Origin of the sequence: Paenalcaligenes sp. Me52 (assembly GCF_050487965.1) — a bacterium.
GTDB lineage: Bacteria > Pseudomonadota > Gammaproteobacteria > Burkholderiales > Burkholderiaceae_B > Paenalcaligenes.
Genome location: NZ_JBKQFO010000001.1, coordinates 71404 through 83913 on the forward strand (window position 1 = coordinate 71404; position 12510 = coordinate 83913).

The window sequence follows — 12510 nt, forward strand, 5'->3', positions numbered from 1 at the left end:
TGATGGGCAGGAGTAAATACGATGAAAACGCACACAGCAGCAACTGGTAGCACTATGCCTACCGCCGTTTATTTATTAGCCCTAAGCTTGTTTGCGATGGGCAGTGCCGAGTTTCTCATGGGGGGGATTCTCCCCATGATCGCGGCCGACTTAACCATCAGCTTGCCTACCGCAGGCACCTTGATTTCAGCCTTTGCCGTAGGGGCGTTGATAGGTGGGCCACCGTTTGCCATTCTGGCGATGCGTTGGCCTAAGCGCGCCACCTTATTTGCAAGCCAAGTGGCCTTTATTGTGGCTACGGCCGTGAGTTTGTTGACGGCGGGGTATTGGTCTATTTTGATTGCACGTTTTGCCATGGGTTTGGCGTATGCCTGTTTTTGGTCCGTGGCGGCAGCAACAGCGGTGCAAGTATCGCCGGCTGGCAAACATGCCAAGGCCTTGTCCATTGTGGTGAGTGGGCTTACCGCCGCCATGGTGCTGGGTGGCCCAGCGGGTACGTTGATCAGTGATGTCACAGGCTGGCGAGGTGGATTCTGGGCGGTTGTGGCGGTAACGGTTATATCGGCAATTGCAGGCTGGTTAGCCATTCCTAAAACCTCGAATGAAGGGGTTGAGGAGCCAGACCTGAAAACCGAGTTACGTGCTATGAAACGTCCGGTGTTATGGGTAGCGTATGCCACCACCATGACCACCACAGCAGCCTATATGGGCATCTTCGGATACGTAGCGGCACTGTTGTTAGACGTCAGTGGCTTGTCGGTAGAGTGGCTACCCGCTGTGCTGACCTTGTTTGGAGTAGGTGCTTTTATAGGCTTAAGCATTGGTGGTCGCACGGCAGATAAGCACCAGTTTGCTACCTTAGTTGTTGGGATCATAGGTTTAATTGTGATCTCTGCAGCTATCGCGTTGTTGGCGAGCAGTTTGTGGGCAACGGTGCTGTTAGTGTTTGTTCTAGGTATAGCGGGCTTCCTGCTGAATCCTGCCGTTTGGGGGCGGGTGTACGTGATTGCGCCCGATGCACCTATGTTGGCGGGGGCGACAAATTCGTCAGCCTTCCAAGCGGGTTTAACCATTGCGCCATTGTTGGCTGGTTTGCCTATTGGTTTGGGGATGGGTTTGCCAGCAGTAGGCTGGGTAGGGGTAGCCATTGGCGTGGTGTCATTGGGCTTGGCACTGTTAGATAGGCAACTGAGCCACACGTCGGCCAGTGCTGCGCCAGCGACGAATATAGCGGAACCTAGCGCCTAACGACGTGTTCCGCTCACATGCTGTAAACATACACGCCGCAATGCCTTGGTGCTTGCGGCGTTTTTATATGGTGGGCACATCTACCACGCTTTTGTGTGCAGGCTGCTTCTTTTAGCTTCAGGAACCCGCGCATAAGCCTTACGGGCGCTTCTTTGCTTGTGATTCGTGTGCGCTTCGCAGAAAATAATGGATTGATCTGGATGTGTTGCGTACCAGCAAGAATGCTGTCGCACCGTACCGTGTTTAGATGATGGAGAAACATATGATGCAGTCGGGTAAAACGGAATCTTTGGATTTGCTGGCCCAACAGTTGTCAGCAATTAGGGATCCCGAAGGGCTGCAACGTTATGAGCAGGATTTCAGTGGTTGGAAAAGTGCCAGACCAGACATGGTGTTTAGACCGCAAACCACAGATGAAGTGGCTGCAATTTTGCGTGCATGTTCGGCTGAACAGCGTCAGGTAACCGTACAAGGTGGGTTGACTGGTTTGGCGGGTGGCGCATCCCCAGATACTGCTGATGTAGCCATCTCCATGGAACGTATGAACCAGGTGCTGGAGTTCGATGAAGTTGGCGGCACCATCACCGTACAACCCGGCATGGTGCTGGAAAAACTGTGTGAGCACGTAGAGGCAGCAGGCTGGTATTTTCCATTGGATTTTGGTGCACGTGGTTCGTGCCAAGTAGGCGGCAACGTCTCTACCAATGCCGGTGGTAACCGCGTACTGCGTTACGGCACCACCCGTATGTTGGTGTTGGGTATGGAAGTGGTACTGGCCGATGGCCGTGTGCTGTCTATGCTGAACAAAGGTTTGAAGAACAATACTGGCCTAGACCTTAAACACCTGTTTATTGGTGCAGAAGGCACATTGGGTGTGGTCACTAAACTGGTGCTGCGCTTGTTCCCTAAACCTCAAGCACGTTACAGCGCGTTGGTGGCTGCACCATCCTTCTCGGCCGTCACACAACTCTTGAAAGCTGCCCGTGCTGCCTTTGCCAACTTGTCGTCTTTCGAGTTGATGTGGCACGAGTACTTGAGTATGGCCTGCAAAACCATTGGTAGATCAGAGCCTTTTGACCAAGCTTATCCACTGTACGTATTGCTGGAAACCGAAGGCGACTTGGATGTGCGCGCCGAAGAAGCGCTGCAAGAGTGGTTAGAAGCGCAACTGGAAAAAGAACTGATCAGCGACGTGATCTTGCCGCAAAGCAGCGAGCAAGCCGCACAACTGTGGCACATGCGCGATGCCAGCGGTGAAATCCTTAAAGAGCTGACGCCATACGTGGCGTTTGACGTGGGTCTACCCATGCAGCACAGCGAGGCCTTTGTGCAGCGTGTCACTCAGCGTCTGGAACAAACTTATCCACAAGCGCATAATTTATTCTTTGGGCACTTGGGCGATGGCAATTTGCACTTAACCACAGGGCCATTCGCTGAAGAAGACCTGTTGGCTGTAGAAGAGCTGGTCTACGAAGAAGTGGCCGCTGTAGGTGGTAGCATCTCGGCTGAGCACGGTATTGGCCGCATCAAAAAGCCATTCTTGCACTTCAGCCGTAATGAAGAAGAACTGGCCCTGATGCGTCAGCTTAAAGAGCTGCTGGATCCTCAAAATATCTTGAACGCCGGGCGTGTGTACCCGAACTAGCGTAAAAGGCCTGCTGCGGCAGGCTATTTACTCACTGACTGAATAGAAAACGAGCTAAGCATGTTTTTGCGTAATACCTGGTATGTAGGAGCGTTGTCATCGGAATTGGGGCAAGCGCTTCATGCGGTGAAAATGCTGAATGAGAACATTGTGATGTACCGCAAGCAGGACGGCACCCCCGTGGCCTTGGAAGACTCCTGTCCGCACCGTCGTCTGCCGTTGTCCAAAGGCCGTCTGATTAACGACGAAGTGGAATGCGGTTATCACGGTTTGACCTTTGACTGTTCTGGTCAATGCGTTAAAGCACCGGGCGTTGCGCAAATTCCGCGTGCAGCAGTTGTGCGTCAGTACCCCTGTGCGGAGCGTTACGGCATGGTGTGGGTATGGATGGGCGATGCTGCGTTGGCTGATGAAAGCAAAATCATCGACATTCCTGAGTGGGGTCGTGAAGGCTGGGGCGTCAACAGTGGCGATGCCATGACCATTGATTGCAACTACCTGTACGTGACCGATAACTTGCTAGATCCTTCGCACGTATCGTGGGTGCACCAAACATCGTTTGGTAGTGCTTCCATGATTGGCAAACCACTGAAAGTGGACATGGCCGAAAACGGTGTGACGGTATCCCGCTGGTTAGAAGACGTAGATGTCGCGCCTTTCTACAAAAAATTTGTGAAATTCGACGGCAACTGCGATAGAAAACAGCAATACGAAGTACGTTTCCCGTCGTTAGCCGTGATCAAAGCCATCTTTGTACCGGCTGGTAGTGGTGGCGAAGAGGCTGTGAACCATCCAGACGTGTTCTTGATGGATTCCTATAACTTCTTGACGCCAGTAGACGACAAACACACCCGTTATTTCTGGTTCCAGCTGCGTAACTTCAGTCCTGATGACGAAGAAGTATCGCGTGAGTTCAACGAAGATGTGCGCTTTGCATTCAGCGAAGACAAAGCCATCTTGGAACTGGTGCAAGTAGGCATGGATGCCCGCCCAGCAGCGTTGGATTTACCTATTGATTCCGGCCCGATGCGCTTCCGTCGTCGTTTGCAGCAACTCATAGACGCTGAGCAGGCAGAGGTTGGTGCTTAAGATGTCAGCAAGTGATGCACGTCAGTTCAAGCGGTATAAGGTAGTTGCTAAAGCAACTGAAAGTGCCTGTATCACATCGTTTGTACTGGAACCTGAAGATGGCTCGGCGCTGCCTGTGTGGCAGCCCGGCCAGTATTTGATCTTCAAATTTGATTTGGATGGTCAATCGTACCTGCGTCATTACAGTATTGCGGCCGCACCGGGGCAATCGGCGGGGCTACGCATTGCGGTGAAACGCGAAAGTGCGCCTGAAGGTGTAGATGTACCGGCTGGTGCAATTTCGCAGCACATGCACGATGCCGTACACGTAGGCGATACGCTGGTAGCAGCAGGTCCATTGGGTGACTTCGTTTTAGATCAGAGCAGCCAACGCCCCGTATTACTGCTTAGCGGTGGCGTAGGCGTAACGCCTGTATTGGCCATGCTGCAGCAGTTGGTGTTGTGCTCTGATAGGCGCGTGGATTTCATACACGGCTGCCAAGACGGTGACTTGCACGCGTTCTCTGACGAAGTTCAAGCACTGGTGGCACAGCGTGCCAATGTGCACAGCCATCTTTGTTACCTGAACCCTACCGATGCCGACCGCCAGCAAGGTGCATTCAAGGTAGAAGGGTTGCTCACACGAGAACATCTGCAAAGCTGGCTGCCGTTAGACGACTACGAATGCTACGTCTGCGGCCCTACACCATTTATGCAGGCGGTATGGCAGATGTTGCGTAGCCTAGGCATTGCGCAAGATCGCATCCACTACGAGTTCTTTGGTACAGCCACTGTGCTGGAAAAAGAGCCCGTCAGTAACGATGTAGAAGCACCGAAGGCGGCTGACACAGCAGCATCTATCGTGCCGGCGACAGAGCCTGTAGCCGCTACAGGCGAGACCGTAGAGTTCGTAGGGAAAACGGCGGCATTGGCGTGGGATCCTGCCCAAGCCTCCTTGCTGGACTTTGCTGAAGCCCAAGGCCTAGAACCGTACTTCAACTGCCGATCGGGTCTGTGCAATAGCTGCATGTGCACCTTGGTATCAGGCGAAGTGGATTATGTAGAAGAGCCACTAGACATGCCACCCGAGGGCAAAGTGCTGCTGTGCTGTTCCAAGCCGCGTGGTGCAGTGGTGATTGAACTGGCGGAGTAAACGGTTCTTGCATAAGAAAGGGCCGTAAACCTACCAACATCCAGACCCTGGGGGACGGAGAGGAAACTTTTTTGATTTGGTGTCTCAAATCACAAAAAGTATTCCTGCAGTCCCCCAGCGCGTGCGATGAATGCACTGTTTCTGCATGCATTTCCTGCACCTCAAAATCCCGCCCACCATCACCATCCATCAGGTACATGCTTTAAGTATGTACCTTTTTTCTTGGTGAATACCCTTGTTTTGCAGCCGGTGTGCCCAATAGCACAAATGCTCATGCACAACGGCACAAGTAGCCTAAATAGGGGTAGATATACTCAGGCCGTGAAAATTACCCTCTACAGGAGACTTGGGCATGGCCGTACAACAGGTGAAGGGCATTCGTGAGCACATGATTATCGCGGGCAAGGCGGTAGAGCAAAGTCATGGAGATCGCATCCCCGTATATAACCCCGCGACCGGAGACGTCATTGCAATGCAGCCTGAGGCTGGCGTGGAAGGCGTGGATCAGGCGGTACAAGCGGCGCACCGTGCACTGACTGACTCCGCATGGACCACCATGTTGCCAGCGCAACGTGAGCGTTTATTGCTCAAGTTGGCCGATGTAGTGGAAGCCCATGCTGATGAGTTGGCTAGCTTGGAAACATTGAATAACGGTAAGTTGCTGCGCTTTTCATTGGGCATGGAAGTGGCGTCGGCAGTGCAGTGGCTGCGCTATATGGCGGGTTGGGCCACTAAGGTCTCTGGCGATGTACTGAATTTATCTATTCCATTTCCTCCAAACACGGGCTATCACGCGTACACACGCTTGGAACCAGTAGGTGTGGTGGCAGCAATTGTGCCGTGGAATTTCCCCTTGTTGATGGCGGTATGGAAAATTGCCCCTGCATTGGCCGCAGGCTGCACGGTGGTGCTGAAGCCTGCCGAAGAAACTCCGTTAACCGCCATACGTTTGGCTGAACTGGTATTGGAAGCTGGTTTTCCTGCGGGCGTAGTGAACGTGATTACTGGCCGTGGTGATAGCACGGGCGCTGCATTAACCGCACATCCATTGGTGAACAAGATTTCGTTCACAGGTTCCACCGAAGTGGGCTATATCATTGCTCGCCAAGCCGCTCAAGACATGAAGAAAGTCGCACTAGAACTAGGCGGTAAATCGCCTGTGTTGATTTTTGATGACTGCAATCTAGAGCAGGCCATTCAAGGTGCAGCGAACGCCATCTTTTTTAACCAAGGTCAGGTGTGTACAGCAGGTTCGCGTTTGTACATTCAGAGCGGTATTTACGAAGAGGTTGTACAAGGCATCGCCAAGATTGCCGATGAGATGGTGCTAGGCGATGGCTTTAGTGAGAGTACGCAGATTGCTCCGCTGATTTCTGCACGCCAACAAGCGCGTGTACAGAAGTACATAGAAATTGGTCAGAAAGAGGGGAGGCTGCTGACCAAAGCACAAGATCGTCCTGAGCAAGGTTTCTTTGTGCGCCCTACGGTGTTTGCTGATGTGGACATTATGGCGCGTGTTTCTCAAGAAGAAATCTTCGGGCCGGTGTTGGTGACGAACCGTTTTGAGACAGAGGCTGACGCGATCCGTCTGGCCAATCAAACGGAATACGGGCTGGGCGCCAGCGTGTGGAGTAATGATCTGAACCGTGTGAATCGCTTGGTGGCAGCCATCAAGGCGGGAACGGTTTGGGTGAATACGCACAACATGCTGGATCCACACATGCCCTTTGGCGGTTTCAAACAATCTGGGCTGGGGCGTGAGCATGGCAAGGCGGCAGTGGAGTCCTATCTGGACACCAAATCGGTATGTGTTGCCTATGCCTCTTGAGGTAACGCCCTAACGCAGCATCCATAAAAAAACACAGGGAGGAGACATGAGTATTCCCAGTAAAACAGTGAAGGTATGGCTGTGTATTGCAGGGATGGTGGCAAGTGGTAGCAGTGTGGCCGGAGACCCCAGTGCGCGGGACTGGCTGCCTGCGCCAGTGGGCACCAACTTGTTGGTGGGTTATATGGCGAGCCTAAGCTCCCACGGGATCTACGAAAACGGTAATCGTGTGTCGGGTGCTCCCGGCATGGATATGCAAATGGCTATTTATAGGCAGATGCATTACCGCGAGCTAGCAGGAAAAACTGTGCAGTACGAGATCATCGTGCCCATGCTGCGTAAAAACGCGGGTAACCCCCGTGAGCATATGCAGGGCGTGGGGGATGTGAGCTTGGGTGCGGCAGTATGGTTCGTGAATAACGAAGAAAGCCGTACCTATTTCGCGTGGGAGCCTTTTGTGACTGTGCCTACAGGGCGCTATCACGGCTCACGTGCCGATTTGTCTCCAGGTGCTAACCGTTGGACCACCGTACAAGACTTTGCGTTTGCACAAGGCTTTGGTGAGAGCAGCTACTTTGAAGGTGTGGCAGAGTTCGAGTTTTACGGCAAGAACACTAATTATTATGGCGCCACACTGAAAAAAGACCCATCCATGCGTTTGATGGCATTGGTCTCCACCAATTTGACTGAATCCACCTATGTGGGGATGCGTTACCGCTATGAAACGGGCGGTAAAGAGAAAGTGAATGGTACCCAAGTGGTGGGCTCTGCAAACAGCCACCAGTTGGCCGCTGAAATTACTCATCAACTTAATGATCAGCATCAACTGCAGTTGCAGTACATCCATGACCTAGAGGTTCGTAATGGACCACGGTTAAATGGGGTGCAACTGCGTTATGCCTATGCGTTCTAGCGCATTAACTCAGGAGAAGACAATGCGATTAGCCCGAAATATCAGGCGAAATAGTGCTCGTTGGGTAGCGGCTTTGGTGTTGGGGGGTGTCGCCCTTGGCGCACAGGCTCAGCAATTCAAACCGCTGGAAACTCTGACCGATGGGCATGCCTTAACGACTGACGCACAAGACCGTATTTATGTGATGGACACGGTGTTTATGCACATGACCGAAAGCCGTGTGCACGTGTTTGACGGTAAAACAGGCCGTTTCTTGGGGATGATTCCCACCAGCTTTAATGGTCACATGCAGTTGTCCAATGACGGTAAGAAAATCTACACCATGACGACTTACCACGAGCGCGTCACCCGTGGGAAACGTACCGATGTGGTTGAGATTTGGGATGCTGACGGCCTGACCTTCGAGAAAGAAATCATTCTGCCTAACAACCGTGTGCAAGGTCTGAACTACCGCAATATGTTCCGCCAGACTACAGACGGTAAGTTCATCATTCTGCAAAATGCGACCCCAGCGATTTCCGTTGCGGTGGTAGACGTAGAGAAGGGCGAGCACGTAGAAGAAATTACGGCTGTAGCGGGTTGCTGGAGTGTGAACCCTCTGCCTAACCGTCCACGCAGTTTCATGACTGTGTGTGGTGATGGCACGCTATTAACTATCGACTTGGATGAAAACGGTAAAGTTGCATCACAGCACCGCAGTGAACGCATGTTTTCAGTGCAGGATGATCCCGTTTTCATTGCACAAGCCATGGTGAATAACAAAGCACATTACGTGTCTTTCTACGGCACGATGTACACCGCTGATTTCAACGGGGACAAAGTGAGCTTTGAGCCTAGCTGGTCCTTGCTAGACGAACAAGATAGAGCAGCAGGCTGGACACCGGGTGGCTATAACTTGCTGGCTGCTGACGAAGGTAACGAGCGTCTATACGTGTTGATGCATTCAGGTGGTGCCGAAGGTACGCACAAGTCACCAGCCGAAGAAATTTGGGTCTATGATCTGCCCACTAAAAAACGCATCGCACGTGTGCCAGGTATGGGGATTTTGTCTATCTCTGTAGATGAGCCGGGCAAACGCTTGCTGGGTATTGATGGCGGCAACGTGCATATCTTCGATATCAGTGGTGACACACCTACGTTGATTCGCACCATTGAAAATGCCGGTGAGGCAGCGCTGCAAGTAGAGCCTCACGTGGTGATGAAAAACGGAGGCTAATATGGACCCGATTTTGGGCTATGTGGCGGCTGCCAGCTTATGTATTTTGTTGCTGGCCAGCGGCCTAGAAAAAATCCGCTATTTCAGTTTGTTTGAAGCGGCTGTTTCTGCTTACCGGTTGGTGCCTGACGTATTGGTGCGGCCTGTGTCTGGCGTATTCATCGTGACTGAGCTGTCGGCCGCATTGCTGCTGTTATGGCCTAGTGCTCGCGTGTTGGGCGCATGGGTAGCCGTTGCGTTGTTGGTGGTGGCTACAGCTGCGATGGTCATTAACTTGCTGCGAGGTCACACCGATGTGTCCTGCGGTTGCGGTAGCTTAAAAGACCAGTCGGCAGGGCTGTCATGGTGGTTGGTGCTGCGTAATCTGCTATTGCTGGTGGTGCTTAGCGCCGTTGTGGTGCCGGTGTCTCAACCCGAGCGTGCATTGGGGTGGGTGGATGGTTTGACCTTCTTTGGGGCCACGTTAGCGCTGTTAGGGATGTATCACGCGTTGAATCTGTTGATTGAATCGCATAGCAAATTACAAAAACTCAAGGAGATCTAAATGAGTGCGTTAGTGATTTCAAATATTGTGTTGTGGGTAGTAGTGCTGATGTTGGTGGTGTTGGTATTGGCGCTATCCAGACAAATTGGCGTGCTGTATGAACGCGTCGCGCCGATGGGGGCATTGACCATGGACAAGGGGCCAGAAGTAGGGAGTGCAGCCCCTGTGTTTGAGCTGACCGATATCGTAGGCCGAGCACAAAGTATCGGTGTGCCAGGGCAGTACAGCCAACTGCTGTTTTTCCTGTCACCGACTTGTCCAGTATGTAAAAAGCTACTGCCTATTTTGCGTTCTATTGCGCAGGCGGAAAAACAATGGCTGCGTGTGGTGTTGGCCAGCGATGGCGAAATGCCTGAACACTTGGCGTTCTACAAACAAGCTGGTCTAGACCCATTCCCTTACGTACTGTCCACACCGTTGGGCATGAGCTTTCACATCAGCAAATTGCCGTACGCCGTGTTGATGGATGAAAACGGTGTGATCCGCGCTAAAGGGTTGATCAATTCCCGCGAACAGTTGGAAAGTCTGTTTACAGCCAAAGAGCTGGGTGTAGCGTCTATGCAGGAGTACCTGCGTACAACAGAGATGAAAGACGTGAATGTTTCACGTAAGGAGAAGACAAATGCATTGGTTGGATAACTTGGGTGAACGGGTGTCTCGCCGTTTGGCGCACCGCTCTTCACGTCGTGGTTTCTTAAACGGCTTGGGCAAAGTGATGGTGGCGTCTGCCGCCATATTGCCCGTGCTGCCTGTGGCTCGCGCCAATAACAACACGCCCAAGCTGACGGGCTTGGATCCTAACGAGATTCCTGAAGAAGAATTTAACTCGTGCGACTACTGGCGACATTGCGCGGTAGATGGTTTCTTGTGTTCATGTTGTGGTGGGACCGCCTCGTCTTGCCCGCCCGGCACAACAGCCTCGCCTATTTCATGGGTGGGTACGTGCCATAATCCTTACGATGGTAAAGATTACCTCATCAGCTATAACGATTGTTGTGGGAAAACGGCGTGTAACCGTTGCGGATGTAATACCCAAACACGTGAACGTCCTGGGTATGAGTTCTTCCTGCATAATGACGTGAACTGGTGCATGGCCAATGACAACAGCACCTTCCACTGCACAACATCCGTGTTGGTAGGCTTAGCCAGAAACTAAGAAAAAGAGGGTCGGTAGCCTACGGGTTATCGACCTGCTTGGTGTGGGGTACAAGAATGAAAGCGTTGATACTGGTTCTTTTGGGCTGTGTGTCAGGGTTGGGGGCGAATGCGGCGCTTGCAAAGCGACCATTGCCTACAGATGGCGATGCCCAATTGGCCTATTTTTTGAATAGCGAAGGGGTGTACAAAGATTACATGCTGCAATGTGCTGGCTGTCATCGTTTTGATGGTCGTGGCGCAGAAAATCGTGGCATTCCTAGCTTTGTAGATTCCATTGGTTTGTTTAGCCGTATTCCCGATGGTCGTGCGTATATGATACGGGTGCCGGGCGCGTCACAATCGCAGCTCAATAATGATGAACTGGCGATGGTGCTGAACTACGTGGTGGCACGATTTAGTCCTGAGGAATACGAGAACGGAAAGTTCAGACTGTTCAGTGCAGCCGAAGTAGGGGCATCGCGTCCTTATAAGTTTGATGATGTGGCCGAAGCGCGCAAGGCGCTAGAGCAACAAATGGCTGAACAGGGCTGGGAACCTGCTCCATACTTGTTTGGGCAAGCCGGCCGGTAAGCGCAACACGAGTTGCGAGTGCGGGTTTGTCTGTCTAGGCAAAACAAAGAAAAAACGATAAATAAAAGTAGGGGATGAGATAAAGCAGCACTAAGAGGAGAGGAAAATGTTGTTGCATGCTTCGCCACTGCATTTTCAGGATGTGGGGTTATTAAGCGAGTTTCTATCACAGACGTTTGTGCCACTTGATGTGAAAGCGCAAGGTAATCAGCCGTTCTCTAATCTTGCTATTAACGACCAATTGGGCTCGTTGATGGTGACGGAAATGCGTTGCACAGCATTGCAGGTAGATCGCACCCATGCCTTGGCGGATCGTACCGAGTCGGCCTTGTATAAGGTGTCGTTGCAACTCTCTGGTGTGAGCGAAATCCATCAACAAAACCGCAAAGTGCTGCTGCAAGCCGGGCAATGGGCGCTGTACGACACTACTCGTCCTTACACCATTAATGTCGATGCCGAAGCGCATTTGCTGGTGCTGCAATTGGGGTTAAGTCACATGCAAACGTGGCTGCCTTATTTGCAAACTGCATTGGTGCGGCGCTTTGAAACCCAAGAAGGCAGCGGGCAAATCATGCGTCAGATGTTGCTCAGCGCCTTGCATCAGCGTCCACAGTTGTCGGATGTGGCAGCAGGTGGGGTGGCAACCGCATTGCTACATTTGATTGGCGCGCAGCTTAGTGAATGCGCCGAGCTCACGTTGGAACAAGAGCAAGACTCTGTACAGCATGTGCAGTTGATGAAGCTTAAGCATTTCATTGCTGAAAACCTCACTGACCCAGCGCTAGGCGTAGAGCTGCTCTGCGCACATTTCCGCTACTCACGTCGCTATCTGTACAAGTTGTTTGCGTTGCAGAACTTATCGCCCGCTGATTACATACAACGTCAACGTTTAGAAGCCTGCAAGCAGTTGCTGGCTAATCCGCATTATCAACGCCCCGTGACAGAGCTGGCCTATCAGTATGGCTTTAGAGATGCCACGGCATTTAGCCATGCCTTTAGACGTCGTTACGGGTTGTCGCCAACGGCCTGGCGTCAAACGCCAAACGACGCCAAAGATTGCAACATGTGTTGAGAGCAGGCAACTAGTGTTGCGGTGAGGCTCTATGCCTATTTGGTTGAATACGATAATCTGTACTGTATCTAGCAGGAATTACCTGCATTCCCCCT

At 52.1% G+C, this 12510-nt stretch carries 12 protein-coding genes; all 12 read left to right on the forward strand.

Annotation, left to right across the window (positions count from 1 at the left end):
* The first annotated feature begins 21 nt into the window (after positions 1-21).
* Complete coding sequence (locus tag ACLO87_RS00340) at positions 22-1248, forward strand: MFS transporter (protein ID WP_430222460.1); 1227 nt, start codon at positions 22-24, stop codon at positions 1246-1248.
* A gap of 262 nt (positions 1249-1510) precedes the next feature.
* A complete protein-coding gene (locus tag ACLO87_RS00345) occupies positions 1511-2893 on the forward strand; it encodes an FAD-binding oxidoreductase (RefSeq protein ID WP_430222461.1) in 1383 nt (460 codons plus the stop codon).
* Between the two features lie 60 nt (positions 2894-2953).
* Positions 2954-3982: an aromatic ring-hydroxylating dioxygenase subunit alpha gene (locus tag ACLO87_RS00350; RefSeq protein ID WP_135862535.1), complete on the forward strand. Its 1029-nt coding sequence runs from the start codon at positions 2954-2956 to the stop codon at positions 3980-3982.
* 1 nt (position 3983) lies between these two features.
* Entirely contained in the window at positions 3984-5114 is a 1131-nt protein-coding gene (locus ACLO87_RS00355; RefSeq protein ID WP_430222462.1) for a 2Fe-2S iron-sulfur cluster-binding protein, read from the forward strand.
* Positions 5115-5466: 352 nt separating this feature from the next.
* On the forward strand, positions 5467-6942 hold the full coding sequence (locus tag ACLO87_RS00360) for an aldehyde dehydrogenase family protein (protein ID WP_430222463.1): 1476 nt from the start codon (positions 5467-5469) through the stop codon (positions 6940-6942).
* Positions 6943-6988: 46 nt separating this feature from the next.
* Positions 6989-7855, forward strand: a complete 867-nt coding sequence (locus tag ACLO87_RS00365; protein ID WP_430222464.1) for a transporter — start codon at positions 6989-6991, stop codon at positions 7853-7855.
* Between the two features lie 22 nt (positions 7856-7877).
* Positions 7878-9071, forward strand: a complete 1194-nt coding sequence (locus ACLO87_RS00370; RefSeq protein WP_430222465.1) for an amine dehydrogenase large subunit — start codon at positions 7878-7880, stop codon at positions 9069-9071.
* Between the two features lies 1 nt (position 9072).
* A complete protein-coding gene (locus tag ACLO87_RS00375; protein WP_430222466.1) occupies positions 9073-9615 on the forward strand; it encodes a MauE/DoxX family redox-associated membrane protein in 543 nt (180 codons plus the stop codon).
* Positions 9616-10254 (forward strand): methylamine dehydrogenase accessory protein MauD, encoded by a 639-nt coding sequence (gene mauD / locus ACLO87_RS00380; RefSeq protein ID WP_135863379.1) that lies wholly within the window; start codon positions 9616-9618, stop codon positions 10252-10254.
* Positions 10238-10771 carry a methylamine dehydrogenase light chain gene (locus ACLO87_RS00385; RefSeq protein ID WP_135863377.1) on the forward strand — a complete coding sequence of 178 codons (534 nt, stop codon included), beginning with the start codon at positions 10238-10240 and terminating at the stop codon, positions 10769-10771. Before mauD ends, ACLO87_RS00385 begins: the two co-directional genes overlap by 17 nt.
* A 56-nt stretch (positions 10772-10827) precedes the next feature.
* Positions 10828-11343, forward strand: coding sequence for a c-type cytochrome (locus tag ACLO87_RS00390; RefSeq protein WP_430222467.1), 516 nt, complete (start codon positions 10828-10830; stop codon positions 11341-11343).
* 106 nt (positions 11344-11449) lie between these two features.
* A complete protein-coding gene (locus ACLO87_RS00395; RefSeq protein WP_430222468.1) occupies positions 11450-12415 on the forward strand; it encodes an AraC-like ligand-binding domain-containing protein in 966 nt (321 codons plus the stop codon).
* Positions 12416-12510 lie beyond the last annotated feature (95 nt).